Raw genomic sequence first — 17,505 nt, 5'->3', positions numbered from 1 at the left:
TCTTACTGGGGAGGTATTTACCAAATGGCTATTAAACACGCAACGACTCAAACGTTCGAACAAGAAGTGAAAGAGGGCGTCGTCCTCGTCGATTTTTGGGCAGCATGGTGTGGACCGTGCCGCATGATCGCACCGGTTCTTGAAGAACTCGATCAAGAGATGGGCGACCAAGTCCAAATCGTTAAACTCGACGTTGACGAGAACCCAGAAGTAGCGGGCGCTTTCCAAATCCAAAGCATCCCGACACTCATGATGTTCAAAGACGGACAACCTGTCTCGAAAACAATGGGCTTCCAACCAAAAGAAGCGCTTAAAGAGTTTATCGCGTCAGCAAAATAATAAACGTACAGCCGATCGGGAGACCGATCGGCTGTTTTTTGTTGGCTTCGTTAGGGAACAAGGAGTTTAGTGAGTGAGTAAAGAATAAGATAGGTTAAGGTTTACCATCGATTCGGGAGCGGCAACACGTTTGAGAGAGCTTACATATGCTGTCCGCATCCAATTTTTTTTAGTCGTTTTTTGTCGACTCCCTTCATATTTAACAGTTCAGGTTTTTTTAACCATGGCTAGAAAAGTGAGAAGCTTTTATCATGGAAACAGCCTGAAAATTTACGCTATACTCATGAGGAAGACGTGATGGCGTCAAATGAACTTAATATTTGATGTCATCGTTGTAAGACTCTGTTCGAAGGAGGAATTTTCTTGTCGGTGTTACATTTCGCTATCTTATTGCCGCTCCTCGCGGCACCGTTCATCCCGTTTTTGTTTCGGGCGTTGAAACGGATCCATACGGGCTGGTTCGTACTGGTCGTCCCGGTACTCCTGTTCGTCTACTTCTTCCGCTTCATCGGAATCACGAGTGCGGGAGACGTCGTGAGCGAAACGGTCGAGTGGATGCCGTCGCTCGGGATCAACTTTACCGCTTACGTGGACGGGCTTGGACTACTGTTTGCCCTCCTCATTACAGGGATTGGGGCGCTCGTCGTCCTGTATTCGATTTACTACTTGAACAAAGATAAAGAGTCGCTCGGTCACTTTTATGTGTACTTGCTTCTCTTCATGGGTGCGATGCTCGGTGTCGTCCTCTCGGATAACATGGTCGTCATGTACATGTTCTGGGAACTCACATCGATTTCGTCGTTCCTGTTGATCGGGTATTGGTATGAGAAAGAACGCTCTCGCTACGGGGCACGCAAGTCGATGCTGATCACCGTGTTCGGTGGTCTGTCGATGCTCGGCGGGATCGTCATCTTGGAGTCGATCGTCGGATCGTTCAGCATCCGCGACATGGTCGCGAATCAGGCGCTTATCGCCGAAAGTCCGTTCTTCGTCGCCGCCATGATTTTGATTTTGCTTGGGGCGTTCACGAAGTCAGCGCAATTCCCGTTCCACATCTGGTTGCCGGACGCGATGGAAGCACCGACCCCGGTCAGTGCGTACTTGCACTCGGCGACGATGGTCAAGGCCGGGCTCTACTTGGTCGCCCGGATGAGTCCGGTGTTCCAAGAATCATCGCTCTGGCTATGGATCATCGCCTCGGTCGGGACGTTCACGTTGTTCTGGGGAGCCTTCAACGCCGTCAAACAGACGGACTTGAAAGGGATACTCGCGTTCTCGACGGTCAGTCAGCTCGGTCTCATCATGTCGCTGCTTGGCCTTGGCGCCGCGGCGCTTCATTACGACGGGATCGACGACAACATCTTCATGGTCGCGACGATCGCGGCCATCTTCCACTTGATCAACCACGCCACGTTCAAAGGGTCGTTGTTCATGATGGTCGGGATCGTCGACCACGAGACGGGCACACGTGACATCCGTAAGCTCGGCGGTCTCATGACCGTCATGCCGATCACGTTCACGATCGCCGTCATCGGCTCGTTGTCGATGGCAGGGTTACCGCCATTCAACGGCTTCCTCAGTAAAGAGATGTTCTTGAAGGCGACGACGAAAGTGTTCTCGATGGACTTCTTCGCGCTCGACACGATCGGGATCTTGATCCCTGTCGTCGCGTTCATCGCGAGCGTGTTCACGTTCATCTATAGCTTGATCATCTTTACACGGACGTTCATGGGGAAAGCCAAGTTCGACGAATTGCCGAAACAGCCGCACGAGGCACCGATCGGGATGCTCATCCCGCCGGCCATTTTAGCCATCCTCGTCGTCGTCCTCGGCTTCGTTCCGAACGTGTTGTCGAACTCGCTCATCAAGCCTGCCGTCGAGTCGATCTATCCGACGCTCGTCGCGAGCGGGCAAGAGGTCAAAGTCGACATCTACTTCTGGCACGGACCGACTCCAGAGCTATTCATGACGCTCGGGATTATCGCCCTCGGGACGCTCATGTTCTTCATGATCAACAAGTGGATGGGGATCTACAACCATATCCCGAACCGGTTGACGCTGAACGGTATGTACGACGGGTCGCTCGTCTGGTCGAACAAAGCGGCTTATCGTTTTAAAGACAATTACATGACCGGCTTCATCCGGTCTTACTTGATCTACATCTTCCTGTTCTTATCAGGGATGCTGTTGTTCTCGATGTACTGGTTCGACTTGTTCAACTTCTCGTTCGGCGAGATGGAGGCTGTCGCGCCGTATGAATATGTGCTCGGGGCGGTCATCATTTTGGCGGCGCTCGCGATTCTGTTCATGGGTTCACGCTTGCCATCGATCATCTTGCTCGGGGTCATCGGCTATTCGGTCGCCTTGTTCTTCGTGTTCTTCGGAGCGCCCGACCTTGCCTTGACGCAGCTCGTCATCGAGACGGTATCGGTCGCCTTGTTCTTGCTCGTGTTCTATCACATGCCGGAGATCAGCAGAAAAGAAGTTCGCGTCAAATTTAAAGTGGAGAACGCGATCGTGTCGGTCATCGTTGGGGTGACGGTCATGTTGCTCAGCTTCATGGCACTGTCGAACCGGTCGTTGTCTTCGATCTCTGAGTATTATAAAGAGAACGTCTACGACTTAGCAGCCGGGAAGAACATGGTCAACGTCGTCCTTGTCGACTTCCGGGGCTTTGATACGCTGTTCGAGATCATCGTCCTCGCCGTTGCGGCAATCGGGATCTATACGATGATCAAATTTAGAACGACAGAACGCACGAAAGGAGCACGTGAACATGAATCGGAAAAATGATCAAGTGAATGACGTCATCTTACAGACGGCCGCGGTGATCATCTTCTTCATCATCATCATGTTTTCAATCAACCTATTCTTCGCCGGGCACTATTCGCCAGGCGGCGGGTTTGTCGGTGGATTGATGACGGCTGCTGCTCTCGTGTTGTTACTGCTCGCGTTCGACTCGAAGACGCTTGCGAACGTCTTACCGTTCGACTATCGGATCATGACGGCACTCGGTCTTGTCATTGCGATGCTAACATCGCTCCACAGCATCTTTTGGAATCGTCCGTTCCTGACACACGCTTATGACAAGTTCGATTTGCCGCTCCTTGGTGAACAGACGCTTCACACGGCCATCGCCTTTGACTTAGGCGTCTACCTTGTGGTCATCGGTGTGACGATGACGATCATTCAAACGATTGGAGAGAGTGAATAATGGAAATCTTCGTTAGCATCATCATCGGGGTACTGACGATGAGCGCGGTCTACATGATTCTCTCAAAGAGTTTGTTGCGCATCATCATCGGTACCGGCCTGCTCAGTCACGCAGCCCACTTGCTCGTCTTGACGATGGGTGGACTGAAGACGGGAGCGGCACCTGTCCTCGTCGACGGGGTCACGGAATATACTGACCCGCTGCCGCAAGCGCTCGTCTTGACGGCGATCGTCATCAGCTTCGGTGTGACGGCGTTCTTCTTGGTACTCGCTTATCGGACGTACCAGGAGTTGACCACGGATAATATTGAGGAAATGAAAGGAACGGAATCGAATGATTAACTTACCGATCTTTCCGATTGTCATCCCTGCACTTGCGGCCGTCATCCTGATGTTCGCACCAAAACAGGTACGCCTACAACGTGTGATGGCACTCGGGGCTTTACTTGTCACGTTCGCGGTATCGGTGTTGCTCGTCTTCACCGTATCGCAAGACGGTATCTTGACCGTCAACCTCGGGAATTGGCCCGCACCGTTCGGAATCACGCTCGTCTCGGATATGTTGTCGGCGCTTCTCGTCACAACATCGACGTTGATCGTGTTCTTCATCGTCTGGTTTGCGACGCATTACTTCTCGGACGCTTATGAATCGAACTACGTGTACGTCGCGATGTTATTTTTACTCGTCGGTGTCAACGGCGCCTTCACGACGGGCGATATTTTCAACTTGTTCGTCTTCTTTGAAGTCTTCCTCATCTCTTCGTACGTCTTGATCGTACTCGGTGGGAAAGGCGTTCAGTTGCGCGAGTCGATCAAATACTTGCTCGTGAACGTCATCGCGTCGGCGCTGTTCGTCATGGCCGTCGCACTTCTTTACGGCGTCGTCGGGACGCTCAGTCTCGCTGACTTGGCACAGAAGATCCCGCTCGTCGAAAATCAAAACGTCATCACCGTCATCGGTGTCTTGTTCGTCATCGTCTTCGGTATGAAAGGGGCGCTCGTCCCGTTGCACTACTGGCTGCCTGGATCGTACGTCGTTGCCCCGACGCCGATCCTCGCTATGTTCGGTGCCTTGCTCACAAAAGTCGGCGTCTATTCGATCTTACGGACGTACACGCTCTTGTTCGACACAGGGTCGTTCATGCAGACGTTCTTGATCGTGCTCGCCGTGCTGACGATCGTCATCGGGATGACCGGGGCGATCGCCTATAACGATGTGAAGTTGATCATCATCTACAACATCATGATCGCGGTCGGCGTCATCCTTTACGGGATCGCCCTCAATACGCAGACGTCGCTCGAAGGGGCGCTCTACTATTTGATGCACGACATGCTCATCAAGGCCGCCTTGTTCATGCTCGTCGGGATGATGATCGGGATCACCGGTTCCGGTCAACTTCGCGACATGGGTGGATTGATCACCCGGTTCCCGCTGTTCGGATGGACGTTCTTCATCGCCGCGTTGTCACTCGCCGGCATTCCGCCGCTCAGTGGCTTCTTCGGTAAATTGTTGATCGTTCAAGGCGGGGTGGCCGACGGCGACTTGTTCGGCCCGCTTCTCATCTTGCTGTCGAGCTTGTTCGTTCTGTTCTCGGTCATTAAGATTTTCCTCTATGGGTTCTGGGGAGAAGAGAGACGTGTCTATGACGGTCCGCTCGTCCCGTATATGAACCGACTCATCGTGCCGACGTTGTTACTCGTCGCAGTGGCCGTCGCGTACGGATTCGGGGCCGAGGCGATGCATCCGTTCATTACCCAGGCAATCGAACCGCTCGTCGAACCGGAAATCTACATCGATGCCGTGATTAAGGAGTGATTTAGACATGGCTTACCAACTACTCATCAACTTTTTCTTGGCGTTCATCTGGATGTTCTTCTCCGGTACGTTCACGACGAGCGGGTTTCTCGTCGGTTACTTGCTCGGACTGCTCGTCATCTTCATGATGCGGCGGTTCTTCAAATCTGAAGGTACGGGCTTTTACTTCACACGTGTGATCAAGCTGTTCAAGCTGTTCTTGATTTTTGCACGTGAGCTCGTCATGGCGAACTTCGAGGTGTTACGTCTCGTCTTGAGCCCGAAATTGAAGATTCAACCTGGTATCTTCCAATATGAAACGTCACTGCGCACGGGTTGGAAAATCAGCCTGTTGTCGATGCTGATCTCGCTCACACCAGGGACGCTCGTCGTCCAAGTCTCGAAAGATAATAAAATACTTTATATCCACGCACTCAACATGCCGGATAAAGAGGCGCTCAAACGCGACATCTACAATAACTTTGAATCAACGATTAAGGAGGCGACGGAATGAGCATATTAGATATTGTAATTTACATTGCGCTCGCCATTCTCTTGTTTGCCATGCTCGGCATGCTGTATCGGGTCATCAAAGGGCCGACGACGGCTGACCGTGTCATCGCGCTCGACTCGATCGGGATCGCGTTGATCTCGGTCGTCGCGCTATTGTCGATCTTGCTCGATACGACGATGTTCTTCGAGGTCATTCTTTTGCTCAGTATCCTCGCCTTCATCGGTACGGTGGCGTTCTCGAAATTCTTAGAGAGAGGGGAGATCATTCATCATGACCGCGACAACGATCTTTGATATATTGACCGGCGTTTTCACGATCATCGGAGTGTTCTTCACGGTCGTTGCGGCGATCGGCCTCATCCGTTTGCCGGACGTCTATTCGCGGACGCACGCGGCATCGAAGTCGGCGACGCTCGGCGTCATGTTCGTCTTGTTCGCGGCGGTGCTCCACGTCTGGGTCGACCAACGTATCTTCGATGCACGTCTCTTGCTCGGCTTGTTCTTCGTCTTGTTGACCGCACCGGTCGGCGGACACTTGCTCGCTCGGGCGGCTCACGCTAAAGGCGTCCCGCTCTGGGAGAAGTCGTTACAGGACGCGCTCAAAGAAGATAAGGAAAAAGGGATCGAATGACGAAAGGCTCTTCCATACGACATGGAAGAGCCTTTTTTTACATCAAGTGTGTCAAATCAGAGGCGGACGTCGGATAGGCGAACTCTAAGTGCTTAACGTGTTGATGGCTGATATTGTTTTGTATAATAAACGAGAACAAGTTGATGAGCTCGGGCGCGTGTTGCCCGATCAAGTGAGCGCCGATGACGCGGCCGTCTTTGCTGAGTAAGACGCGCGAGAAGGCGGTCGCGTCATTGACCCGTTCATACGTAAGAAAGTGGGACATGTCATTGTCCCTGCATTCATAGTCGATCCCGAGCGATTTCGCCTCATCGACCGTCAGACCGACTTTGGCGATTGGCGGCGTCGTGAACACGACCGTCGGGGCCGGACGCTCCGGCAATGGACGTGTGTTGTTCCGCAACAGGTTAAGGGCGGCGATCCGTCCTTCTTGCCCGGCAAACGGAGTGAGCGCCGGGTTCGGACTTTTGGCGACGTCGCCGGCCGCATAGACGTTCGCGTTCGTCGTCTGTAAATAGTCGTTGACGGTGATCCCGTCCTTGTCCGCCTCGATGCCGGCCGCATCCAACCGTAGCCGCTCGATGCTCGGGATACGACCCGTGGCGTTAAGGACGAGCCCTTCTAGGGTAGAGTCATCTGATAATGTCAAGATGTTCCCGTCGAGCTTGACGGGCTCGAGCCCGAACCGGACGTCGATGCCGATGTGGACCGTCTCATCGATGAGCCGCTTCACAATTTTTCGGTCGAACTGTTTAAGCGCCCGCGACCGGATGAGGAGCGTGACAGCGCTGCCGAACCGGCGGAGAATGTGCGCGAACTCGAACGCGATGTATCCGGCGCCGACGATGGTGATCCGCTCGGGCACGTCCTCGAGGTCGAACACGTCGTCGCTCGTGATGGCGTCTTCACCGCCTGGGATGTCGAGCGGGCGCGGGAGTTGGCCGGTCGCGATCAAAAACTGATGCGCCGAGATCTCATGGCCTTCGATGACGATCGAGTCCTCATCGATAAAGTGGGGCTCGCCCTCGTATAAGTCGATGTCATCTTCTTTCCACTTGTGCATCTTCGTCGTCGGGATGGCGAAGCGGTATTCATCGACACGTCGCTTGAAGGCGTGCCAGTCGAGCGTGATGTCACCTTTGACGCCGAGCGGTTTCATACGTTCGACTTTGGCGATGAGTTCCGCCCCTTCCGCGAGCATCTTTTTCGGATCGCACCCGCGTTGCGGGCACGTCCCGCCGAACGTCCAATTCTCGACGATGGCAATCCGTTTACCGGCGTCGCGTAAAACGCTCGCGGCTTGACTCGCTGCCGAACCGCTGCCGATGATGATTACGTCATATCGTTTCATCAAAAACCCTCCCTCTGAGACTACACCAATTTTTTCCCGTCTTGGAGGAAGCTAAACTGAGGTGATAAAATTTGAGTCAAACTGACCACATTAAACATAAATTGGCGCTGCTCCCGGACGAACCGGGCTGTTACTTGCATAAGAACGAGTATGGCGAGATCGTCTACGTTGGGAAAGCGAAAAACTTAAAGAATCGCGTCCGCTCTTATTTTACTGGGGCACACGATATTAAAACGATGCGTCTCGTCGCCGAGATCCGTGACTTCGAATATATCGTCACGGCGAGCGAGCTCGAGGCACTCTTGCTCGAGATGACGCTCATTAAAAAACACGACCCGAAATACAACATCCGGTTGAAAGACGACAAATCGTATCCGTATATTAAAGTCACGAACGAGCCGTACCCGCGGCTGCTCACGACACGTAAGTTGAAACGGGACGGCGGCCATTACTTCGGGCCATACCCGAACGCCTACGCCGCCAACGAGACGAAACGGTTGCTCGACAAGCTGTATCCGCTCCGGAAATGTCAGCCGATGCCACGGAAGCTCTGTCTGTACTACCACATCGGCCAATGTCTCGGTCCTTGTGAACTCGCCGTCGACACCGACGAGCAGAAGTCGATCGTCCAAGAAATCCGCCGTTTCTTGAACGGGGAGACGAGCGAGACGCTCGCCAAGCTCCAAGTCGATATGCACCAGGCGGCCGAGGATATGCAGTTCGAGCGGGCGGCCGAGCTCCGCGATCAAATCCGGGCCGTCGAATCGATCATGAACAAACAGAACATGATCACGGCCGACCCGACGGCGCGCGACGTCTTCGGCTATACGCTCGACCGGGGCTGGATGTGTGTCCAAGTGTTCTATATGCGCGGCGGCAAGATGATCGAACGCGACGTCTCGTTGTTCCCGCTCCACGGGGAACCGTCAGAAGAACTCGAGAGCTTCATCGTCCAGTTCTATGAGCAGAACGTGTTGCCGAAAGAAGTGCTCGTCCCAGAGATCGTCCGTATCGATCTATTGGTTGATGCGCTCGGGACGAAAGTGATGCAACCGAAACGCGGGGCGAAACGACAGTTGCTCGAGCTCGCGACGAAAAACGCGGGCATCGCCTTGAATGAGAAGTTCGAACTGCTCGCGCGTGATGAAGAGCGGACATTGCTCGCGATGCGTGAACTCGGTGAGGCGATCGGTATCCCGAACTTGTCGCGTGTCGACATCATCGATAACGCCAACATCCAAGGGGCTGACGCCGTCTCGGCGCTCGTCGTCTTTGAGGACGGCAAGCCGCTCAAGAAAGAATATCGGAAGTACAAGATCCGGACCGTCCAAGGACCGGACGATTACGAGACGATGCGCGAAGTCGTCCGTCGCCGTTTCCGGCGATTGTTGACCGAGGAGAAACGTCTGCCGGATCTTCTATTGATCGACGGGGGACTCGGCCAGTTGAACGCCGCCCTTGACGTGTTGCAGAATGAGTTCGGCCTCGATTTGCCAGTCGGATCGCTGAAGAAGGATGACCGCCACCGGACGAGCCAGCTTCTGTTCGGTGAAGGCGGCGGTGTCGTCGAATTGAACTCGCGGTCAAGCGCGTTCTATCTGTTGCAACGGATGCAAGACGAGGTTCACCGTTTCGCCATCACGTTCCACCGCAGCTTGCGGACGAAGAAGATGACGCAGTCGGTGCTCGACGATATCCCGGGTGTCGGACCGAAGCGGCGTCAGCAACTGATCCGTCATTTCGGGTCGATGAAACAGATCCGTCTCGCCTCGCTCGAACAGTTGAAGGAAGCAGGCCTGCCGGAGAAGTTGGCTGAGACCGTAATCCAATACGTCCATGAGGAGACGGACGAATGAGAAAGAGCCGATGCGACCGCATCGGCTCTTCTTATTCGTACGTATCTTTTTGGTCTAATTGGACGGTGATGTGGACGGCCTGACGCCCCGGGTCGGCATAGCCTTCGGCGACGCATTGGAAACGACCGGCAATCTGTTCGGCCAAAAATCCAGCCTCAAGCTGGTAATACCCGTTCGCTTTCGCTTGGGTCGCAGGCGGAGGAGTGAGTTCGAACACGAACTTGCTCTCTTTTTCTTTCACGAGCGTCAACTTTCCCCAACCGGCTTCCGAAAAGAACGCAGTCAGTTCTTCATTCGGCATCGTCGGGAATTTGCGGGCGACCCGTTTTCCGGACCAATAGATGACTTGGGCGTAATCGTCCCCAAGCAAATCTGTCAACACATAGTCGCGAAGCAGTTCGATCGCGAAAGTGGGTTGGCTCATCGTTTCCATCTTATTCCATCACTCCAATCTTTCTATACTATTATAACGACAAATTTGGATTTGGTCACCGGGTATTTTCTAAAAGAATGTGGGACAAATCGGCTAGGTTATCTTGTCATACAAATTTCACAAGAGTAGAATAGGAGACAGAAAGCTATATTTACATTTGAAAACGCTTTTATTTACAAAACGAGCCAAGGGCTCGTGAAAAGGGGGAACTAGAATGGCAGCGCGTCGTGACTATTTCAGTCGTAAAGTCCATTCGCTACTTGGGGTCATTCCAATCGGCCTGTTTTTGATCGTCCATTTGTCGGTCAACTACTATATCGTCGATGGGGTGGAATCGTTCAACAAGGCAGCAAAATTTATGGAGAGCTTACCGTACTTGTACTTCCTTGAAGTGACAATCATCGCTTTGCCGATGATTTTCCACGGTGTGTACGGCGTGTATTACGCCTTCCTCGGTTCGATCAACACGAACCGATACTCATACGCGCGGAACTGGATGTACATGATCCAACGCTTCACGGGCGTATTCCTCGTCATCTTCATCGCGTGGCACGTTTGGGAAACGCGCTTGGCGAAGTTGCGTGGCGTCGAGGTCAATGCGGAGATGATGCAAAACATCGTCGACAATCCGCTCATGCTCATCTTCTACATAGTCGGGATCCTCTCGGCTACGTTCCACTTCGCGAACGGTCTCTGGTCGTTTGCCATCACGTGGGGAATCACACAGTCGCCGCGTTCACAACACTTCATGAGCTACGTCTCTGGAGCCGTGTTCTTGGCACTATCTTTTGTCGGCATCCGTTCAATCTTGACGTTCGCGGGCATCTTGTAATAGGGGGAAATGTATATGGCAAATCAAAGTTTGATCGTCATCGGTGGCGGTCTAGCTGGACTCATGGCGACAATCAAGTCGGCAGAGATGGGTGTTCCGGTTAAACTATTCTCGCTTGTACCGGTCAAGCGTTCACATTCAGTTTGTGCTCAGGGCGGCATCAACGGAGCCGTCAACACGAAAGGGGAAGGGGACTCTACTTGGCAACACTTCGATGACACGGTTTACGGCGGGGACTTCCTTGCCAACCAACAGCCAGTCCAAAAGATGGCGGAAGCGGCACCGAAGATCATCCACATGTTCGACCGGATGGGCGTCATGTTCAACCGGACGCCGGAAGGTCTGCTCGACTTCCGCCGCTTCGGCGGCACGCTCTATCATCGGACGGCTTACGCCGGCGCGACGACAGGGCAACAGCTCTTGTACGCGCTAGACGAACAAGTCCGTCGCTTCGAGGCGCAAGGTCTTGTCGAGAAGTATGAGGGCTGGGAGTTTCTCCGTGCCATCGTCGACGAAACGGGTATCTGCCGCGGTGCGGTCTGTCAGGATTTACGCTCGATGGAAATTAAAGCGTTTCCATCGGATGCGGTCATCCTCGCGACAGGCGGCCCAGGTGTCATCTTCGGCAAATCGACGAACTCGGTCATCAACACAGGGCAAGCGGCTGGAGCGGTTTACCGCCAAGGTGCCGTCTACGCCAACGGGGAGTTCATCCAAATCCACCCGACGGCGATCCCAGGGGACGACAAGCTTCGGCTCATGAGTGAGTCGGCGCGTGGAGAAGGCGGACGTGTTTGGACATACAAAGACGGAAAACCTTGGTACTTCCTTGAAGAGAAGTATCCGGACTACGGAAACCTCGTACCGCGTGATATCGCGACACGTGAGATTTTCGAAGTCTGCGTCAACCAAAAGCTCGGCGTCAACGGCGAGAACATGGTCTATCTCGATTTGTCGCATAAAGATTCGAAAGAACTCGATATCAAGCTCGGCGGTATTCTTGAAATTTATGAGAAGTTCGTCGGCGACGATCCGCGTAAAGTACCGATGAAGATCTTCCCGGCCGTTCACTACTCGATGGGCGGACTATGGGTCGACTACGATCAAATGACGAACATCCCAGGGCTGTTTGCAGCCGGCGAGTGTGACTATTCGATGCACGGGGCGAACCGTCTCGGCGCGAACTCACTCTTGTCTGCCGTTTACGGCGGGATGGAGGCCGGTCCTGCGGCGGTCAACTATATGCGCGGTCTCGACCAAGCGACCGAGAGCGTGCCAGAAGCGCTCTTCAACTTCAACGAACGTGAAGAAATCGAGCGGTTCAATGACATTCTCGCGATGGAAGGTACGGAGAACGCCTACCAGATTCACCGGGAACTCGGCGAACTCATGACCGACAACGTCACGGTCGTTCGTTACAACGATAAGCTCGAAGCGACAGACTTGAAGCTACGCGAGCTACGCGAACGCTTCAACAACATCTCAGCGACCGATACGGCGCGCTGGAGCAACCAAGGTGCCTCGTTCATCCGTCAACTCGACCACATGCTCGACCTCGCGCGCGTCATCACGCTCGGCGCCCTTAAACGCGACGAGAGCCGTGGCGCTCATTACAAACCGGACTTCCCGGAACGGAATGACGAGTTGTTCATGAAGACGACGATGGCACGTTACAACGAAGGGGAAGTCGATATCTCGTTTGAAGAGATCGACGTTTCGTTAATCCCGCCACGTAAACGGGATTACTCGAAGAAAGGGGCGAAGACGAAATGACGACGCCGATGCAGTCTGAGCATAAAGATATTCGTTTTATCATCGAACGCCAGGACGGTCCGGATCAAGCGGCCTACTCGGAAGAGTTCTCGGTCCCATATCGTCCGAACATGAACGTCATCTCGGCGCTCATGGAGATCCGCCGCAACCCGGTCAACGCTGAAGGCAACAAGACGACACCGATCACCTGGGACATGAACTGTCTTGAGGAAGTGTGCGGCGCTTGTTCGATGATCATCAACGGCAAGCCGCGCCAGTCGTGTACGGCGCTCGTCGATAAACTCGAGCAGCCGATCCGCCTTGCTCCGATGAAGACGTTCCCGGTCATCCGTGATCTTCAAGTCGACCGTCAGCGCATGTTCGACGCTTTGAAAAAAGTGAAGGCGTGGGTACCGATCGATGGCACGTACGACCTCGGTCCAGGACCACGGATGCCAGAGAACAAACGTCAATGGGCGTATGAACTATCGAAATGTATGACGTGCGGTGTCTGCCTTGAGGCTTGCCCGAACGTCAACGACAAGTCGAACTTCATCGGCCCGGCCGCACTCTCACAAGTCCGTCTCTTCAACTCGCATCCGACCGGCGCTTTCCACGCGGAAGAACGTCTCGAAGCGCTAATGGAAGACGGAGGCATCATGCAGTGCGGAAACGCACAAAACTGTGTCGAGGTTTGTCCGAAAGGCATTCCGCTCACGACGTCAATCGCCGCGATGAACCGTCAGACGACGCTTCACTCGTTCAAACAGTTCTTCGGCAGCGACAAAGGTCGTACCGGTTCTGCGGTCGAGGCGTAACGTTTGCCGATGTCAAAGTATTTTCGGGAACCCGGTTGGGAAACGCGTGTCAGGTCAGGAATCGAGCTCGACGTCAAAGTCCGCTTTTCGGAGTGCGACCCGTACGGCCATATGAATAACACGATCCCGTTCATCTATTTTGAGGATGCGCGGATCGAGCTACTCGAAACGACAGGATTTTCCTTGAAAGACGGTTTCGTCGTCGTGGCGGACGCCCAGTGCGATTACGTCCGACAAGTGATGCCGCGGCAACAGTTGAAGGTGTATGCCAATGTCTTGACGGTCGGAAACACTTCATGTGATATTCATTACGGCGCATATGATGGAGATCAACTCATGTTCGCGGGCCGTACGAGCCTCGTGCATTTGTCAAAAGCCGGTCGCCCGGCCGAATGGACTCCAGAATATAAAAATCGCTTGCAGAATTTTTGCGAATCCGCTATCATTTGATAATGAGTTCACAAACAAAAATTTCTGCCGGTTCGCCTGCAGAATTCAGATTTGAAGGGAGACTATCACGTCATGGAAAAAACATTCACAGTCGTTGCTGATTCAGGAATCCACGCTCGTCCAGCTACTCAGTTGGTCAACACAGCTTCTAAGTTCCAATCAGATATCAACCTTGAGTACAACGGTAAGACAGTTAACTTGAAGTCGATCATGGGTGTACTTTCACTCGGAATCGCTAAAGATTCAACAATCAAGATCACTGCAGCAGGTGACGATGCAGAAGAAGCGGTTAACACGCTTTCTGACATGCTCACTAGCGAAGGTCTTGCTCAGTAATTCGAGCAACGGACGAGGCGGCCAATCGGCTACCTCGTCTTTTTTGTTTGTCATGACACCGTTTCTTTTTTGGATACGGCTTTTTTGGTAAGATAGATGGGAATGGAAGTGATATTTATGAAACGAGCGATTGGAGTACTCGATTCAGGTGTTGGCGGCTTGACCGTGGTCAAAGAACTGATCCGCCAGCTGCCGAAAGAAGAAATCATCTATATCGGCGACACGGAGCGCTGTCCGTATGGGCCGCGCCCGCACGATGAGATTGAAGCATATACGTGGGAATTGATTGAATTCCTATTAGAAAAAGACGTTAAGATGATCGTCATCGCCTGCAACACGGCGACGGCCGTCGTCTTGAAAGAAGCGCGCAAACGCCTCAACATCCCGGTCATCGGTGTCATCGACCCGGGCGCCCGGGCCGCCGTCAAAGGCACGCGCAACAAACATATCGGTGTCATCGGCACGAAGATGACGGTCGAAAGCAATTCGTACGAGACGGCGCTCCGTCACGTCGCGGGCGAGATTGATGTCTATTCGCTCGCTTGCCCGCCGTTCGTGCCGCTCGTCGAAGCCGGCGAACTGAGCGGCGAACGCGTCCGGTCGATTGTCGCCGAGACGATTCTGCCGCTTCAAGCTTCGGAGATGGACACGCTTATCCTTGGGTGCACCCATTATCCGTTGCTAGCGCCGGTCATCCAAGACGTCGTCGGACCCGATGTCCATTTGATTTCGTCAGGTGATGAGACGGCGCTCGAAGTGGCAGCGATCCTTGATTTTAAAGAACTTGAGAACGATTTGGATACCATCCCGACGCATCAGTTTTATGCGACCGGGGATGTCGCCATCTTCAACCGATTGGCGACAGAGTGGCTTGGCCAACCCGTGAAAGCGGAGAAAGTAGAGGTGTCTGGTGTCGATGCGTAACGAAAGACAACATGATGAACTGCGGACCGTTGAGATCATTCCGCACGTGAACAAACATGCCGAAGGCTCGGTCTTGATCTCGATCGGGGACACGAAAGTAATTTGTACGGCGACGGTCGAAGAACGCGTCCCGAACTTCCTGCGCGGGAAGAAGCAAGGCTGGATCAACGCCGAGTACGCGATGCTGCCACGGGCGACGGGCAACCGGACCGTCCGGGAATCCGTTCGCGGTAAGCAGACAGGACGGACGATGGAGATTCAACGGTTGATTTCGCGCTCGCTCCGTTCGGTCGTCGACTTGGAACGGCTCGGTGAACGGACGATCTGGATCGATTGTGACGTCATCCAAGCGGACGGCGGCACACGGACAGCGTCGATCACAGGCGGTTTTTGTGCGCTCGTGCTCGCGGTCGACGCGCTCATCCGTCAAGGCAAGCTCGGCGACACACCGATCAAAGAAGGCGTCGCCGCCATCTCGGTCGGTCGGACGAACGAGCTGTTGCTCGACTTGAACTATGAAGAAGACGCGGCGGCCGAAGTTGACATGAACGTCGTCATGACGGCGAGCGGACGCTTCGTCGAAGTGCAAGGCACGGGTGAAGAAGCGACGTTCACGCTGCAAGAAATGAATGAGATGCTACAGATGGCCCAAGGCGGGATCGAGACGCTGTTCAAAGCAGCAGAAGGCGCGCTCGGTGCCTCATGGTGGTATGTCGGGGAACAAATGGAGGAAACGATATGAAACTGATTGTCGCGACACGCAACAAAGGGAAAGTGGTTGAAATCGAAGGGATGCTCACGCCGCTCGGATTTGAAGTCGAGTCGCTCTTGGACTATCCGGATGCACCGGAAACGGATGAGACGGGCACGACGTTCGAAGCGAACGCCGAACTGAAAGCGACCGAGGCGGCCCGTTACTTCGGACACGCCGTCCTCGCCGACGACTCGGGGCTTGAAGTCGATGCGCTCGACGGTGCCCCAGGCGTCCACTCGGCCCGCTTCGCCGGTCCTGAGAAGTCGGACGCGGCGAACAACGCGCTCCTGCTCGAGAAGTTGAACGGGGCGAACGATCGCTCGGCCCGCTTCGTCTGCGCGCTCTGCCTCGCCAAACCGACAGGCGAGACGTTGACCGTGCGCGGGACGATCGAAGGTACGATCGGCTATGCGCCCCACGGGGAAAATGGATTCGGGTACGACCCGCTCTTTATCGTCCCGTCGCTCCATAAGACGGCAGCAGAGCTCGAGCGTGACGAAAAGGCGGCGGTCAGTCACCGCGGTCAGGCGTTAAGAAAACTAGAGGCAGAAATCATTCCATTTATGAAAGGTTGAGGTGTATGCGTTTTCTCGTAGTCAGTGACAGTCACGGATTGACAGACGAACTAACGACCATCTTTACGCGGCATGAAACCGAGATTGAGGACGCGTTTCATTGCGGCGACTCCCAGCTCGCGCTCGTCGACGAGCACTTGCTGCCGTATCGGACCGTCCGCGGCAATTGCGATTTTGGGGGCGACTTGCCGCTCGAACGGATCGAAGCGACACCTGAAGGCACGGTTTTAATCGTCCACGGCCATCACCATGACGTGAAGTTCGATTTGAACCGGTTGCGTTATCGGGCCGAGGAAATCGGGGCGAACGTCGTCTTGTACGGTCACTCGCACGTGGCCGGGGCCGTCATCGAAGACGGGGTGCTCTACGTGAACCCGGGCTCGATCCGGATGCCGCGCGGACGCTCGGACAAGACGTACGCGTTGATCGACCTTGACGCCGGTCAGGCAGCGGTCCGGTTTTACCGGTCTGAGGACGGGACGCCCGTCGAAGATTTGGACTTGTCAGGACAACTTTGAACAAAACAGAAAGAACCAATTGACAGCAAAGCATTTTTCTATTATAGTTTTCTTGTCAATGTCCCAATAGCTCAGCTGGATAGAGCAACGCCCTTCAAGACAAATAGGAGCCTTTATAGGGAAACAGAAACCTATAGAGTGGACGACACTATATCGGTGAAGCCTTAACAGATCATGCTGATGGTAATACCGAGGAAACTTGTATCCTTTCGAGGTCAAGGTGGTTCAAAGGACTAAAGGGTCAGCCTTTAGAGGTAGAACCATTGAAGGAACAATTTGTTCGTGAGGTTCCGTAGAGACTACACGTGTCGCACCTGAAATGGTGAAGATATAGTCCAGACTACAAACAACATGCGTTGGTGGCGAAAGCCATGGTGGTAAGCTAAGGCGTCGGTCGGGGGTTCGAATCCCTCTT

The 17,505-nt window shown here is 53.9% G+C and carries 20 protein-coding genes; 18 read left to right on the top strand and 2 right to left on the bottom strand.

Translation table 11 applies throughout. From position 1 onward, the window contains the following. Positions 1–24 precede the first annotated feature (24 nt). The 8 genes from trxA to mnhG all read left to right on the top strand — a co-directional run bounded on the left by trxA (position 25) and on the right by mnhG (position 6,491). The gene (gene trxA, locus KNP77_RS08905; RefSeq protein WP_070327741.1) at positions 25–339 is read left to right on the top strand and encodes a thioredoxin; all 315 of its coding nucleotides are present in this window, start codon (positions 25–27) and stop codon (positions 337–339) included. A gap of 363 nt (positions 340–702) precedes the next feature. Continuing rightward, positions 703–3,132: a Na+/H+ antiporter subunit A gene (locus tag KNP77_RS08900; protein ID WP_214890184.1), complete on the top strand. Its 2,430-nt coding sequence runs from the start codon at positions 703–705 to the stop codon at positions 3,130–3,132. Continuing rightward, positions 3,116–3,553, top strand: coding sequence for a Na(+)/H(+) antiporter subunit B (locus KNP77_RS08895; protein ID WP_131469271.1), 438 nt, complete (start codon positions 3,116–3,118; stop codon positions 3,551–3,553). Before KNP77_RS08900 ends, KNP77_RS08895 begins: the two co-directional genes overlap by 17 nt. Beyond that, entirely contained in the window at positions 3,553–3,894 is a 342-nt protein-coding gene (locus KNP77_RS08890; RefSeq protein ID WP_071399343.1) for a Na(+)/H(+) antiporter subunit C, read from the top strand. Before KNP77_RS08895 ends, KNP77_RS08890 begins: the two co-directional genes overlap by 1 nt. After that, positions 3,887–5,368 (top strand): Na+/H+ antiporter subunit D, encoded by a 1,482-nt coding sequence (locus KNP77_RS08885; RefSeq protein WP_214890181.1) that lies wholly within the window; start codon positions 3,887–3,889, stop codon positions 5,366–5,368. The genes KNP77_RS08890 and KNP77_RS08885 overlap by 8 nt, the downstream gene beginning before the upstream one ends. A 7-nt stretch (positions 5,369–5,375) precedes the next feature. After that, a complete protein-coding gene (locus KNP77_RS08880) occupies positions 5,376–5,861 on the top strand; it encodes a Na+/H+ antiporter subunit E (RefSeq protein WP_214890178.1) in 486 nt (161 codons plus the stop codon). After that, positions 5,858–6,154 (top strand): Na(+)/H(+) antiporter subunit F1, encoded by a 297-nt coding sequence (locus KNP77_RS08875; RefSeq protein ID WP_199749311.1) that lies wholly within the window; start codon positions 5,858–5,860, stop codon positions 6,152–6,154. The genes KNP77_RS08880 and KNP77_RS08875 overlap by 4 nt, the downstream gene beginning before the upstream one ends. Then, entirely contained in the window at positions 6,132–6,491 is a 360-nt protein-coding gene (gene mnhG / locus KNP77_RS08870) for a monovalent cation/H(+) antiporter subunit G (RefSeq protein WP_016510023.1), read from the top strand. Before KNP77_RS08875 ends, mnhG begins: the two co-directional genes overlap by 23 nt. A gap of 37 nt (positions 6,492–6,528) precedes the next feature. On the opposite strand, the gene KNP77_RS08865 is transcribed toward mnhG, so the two are convergent. Further along, positions 6,529–7,842 carry a dihydrolipoyl dehydrogenase family protein gene (locus KNP77_RS08865; protein ID WP_131489909.1) on the bottom strand — a complete coding sequence of 438 codons (1,314 nt, stop codon included), beginning with the start codon at positions 7,840–7,842 and terminating at the stop codon, positions 6,529–6,531. 71 nt (positions 7,843–7,913) lie between these two features. Between KNP77_RS08865 and uvrC the strand changes: the two genes are divergently transcribed. Beyond that, positions 7,914–9,698 (top strand): excinuclease ABC subunit UvrC, encoded by a 1,785-nt coding sequence (gene uvrC / locus KNP77_RS08860; RefSeq protein ID WP_214890176.1) that lies wholly within the window; start codon positions 7,914–7,916, stop codon positions 9,696–9,698. Between the two features lie 31 nt (positions 9,699–9,729). Here the strand turns inward: uvrC and KNP77_RS08855 are convergent, their stop codons facing one another. After that, entirely contained in the window at positions 9,730–10,131 is a 402-nt protein-coding gene (locus tag KNP77_RS08855; RefSeq protein WP_214890174.1) for a YslB family protein, read from the bottom strand. Between the two features lie 214 nt (positions 10,132–10,345). On the opposite strand from KNP77_RS08855, the gene KNP77_RS08850 reads away from it, so the two are divergent. The 9 genes from KNP77_RS08850 to KNP77_RS08810 all read left to right on the top strand — a co-directional run bounded on the left by KNP77_RS08850 (position 10,346) and on the right by KNP77_RS08810 (position 17,090). Continuing rightward, positions 10,346–10,963, top strand: a complete 618-nt coding sequence (locus tag KNP77_RS08850) for a succinate dehydrogenase cytochrome b558 subunit (protein WP_071399350.1) — start codon at positions 10,346–10,348, stop codon at positions 10,961–10,963. Between the two features lie 15 nt (positions 10,964–10,978). Beyond that, positions 10,979–12,736 carry a succinate dehydrogenase flavoprotein subunit gene (sdhA, locus tag KNP77_RS08845; protein WP_070327732.1) on the top strand — a complete coding sequence of 586 codons (1,758 nt, stop codon included), beginning with the start codon at positions 10,979–10,981 and terminating at the stop codon, positions 12,734–12,736. Positions 12,737–12,744: 8 nt separating this feature from the next. Further along, entirely contained in the window at positions 12,745–13,533 is a 789-nt protein-coding gene (gene sdhB, locus KNP77_RS08840) for a succinate dehydrogenase iron-sulfur subunit (protein WP_201739228.1), read from the top strand. Between the two features lie 9 nt (positions 13,534–13,542). Beyond that, positions 13,543–13,983, top strand: coding sequence for an acyl-CoA thioesterase (locus KNP77_RS08835; protein WP_070327968.1), 441 nt, complete (start codon positions 13,543–13,545; stop codon positions 13,981–13,983). A 72-nt stretch (positions 13,984–14,055) separates the two neighbouring features. Then, entirely contained in the window at positions 14,056–14,319 is a 264-nt protein-coding gene (locus KNP77_RS08830; protein ID WP_021066838.1) for a phosphocarrier protein HPr, read from the top strand. Between the two features lie 117 nt (positions 14,320–14,436). Next, the gene (gene racE / locus KNP77_RS08825; RefSeq protein ID WP_070327730.1) at positions 14,437–15,243 is read left to right on the top strand and encodes a glutamate racemase; all 807 of its coding nucleotides are present in this window, start codon (positions 14,437–14,439) and stop codon (positions 15,241–15,243) included. Continuing rightward, positions 15,236–15,985 (top strand): ribonuclease PH, encoded by a 750-nt coding sequence (rph, locus tag KNP77_RS08820; RefSeq protein ID WP_214890172.1) that lies wholly within the window; start codon positions 15,236–15,238, stop codon positions 15,983–15,985. Before racE ends, rph begins: the two co-directional genes overlap by 8 nt. Next, positions 15,982–16,572: an XTP/dITP diphosphatase gene (locus KNP77_RS08815; RefSeq protein ID WP_071399354.1), complete on the top strand. Its 591-nt coding sequence runs from the start codon at positions 15,982–15,984 to the stop codon at positions 16,570–16,572. Before rph ends, KNP77_RS08815 begins: the two co-directional genes overlap by 4 nt. A 5-nt stretch (positions 16,573–16,577) precedes the next feature. Continuing rightward, positions 16,578–17,090, top strand: coding sequence for a metallophosphoesterase family protein (locus KNP77_RS08810; protein ID WP_214890170.1), 513 nt, complete (start codon positions 16,578–16,580; stop codon positions 17,088–17,090). Positions 17,091–17,505 lie beyond the last annotated feature (415 nt).

The organism is Exiguobacterium sp. s142, assembly GCF_018618455.1.
GTDB classification, from domain to species: domain Bacteria; phylum Bacillota; class Bacilli; order Exiguobacteriales; family Exiguobacteriaceae; genus Exiguobacterium; species Exiguobacterium aurantiacum_A.
This window is presented reverse-complemented; position numbering and strand designations above follow the sequence as displayed.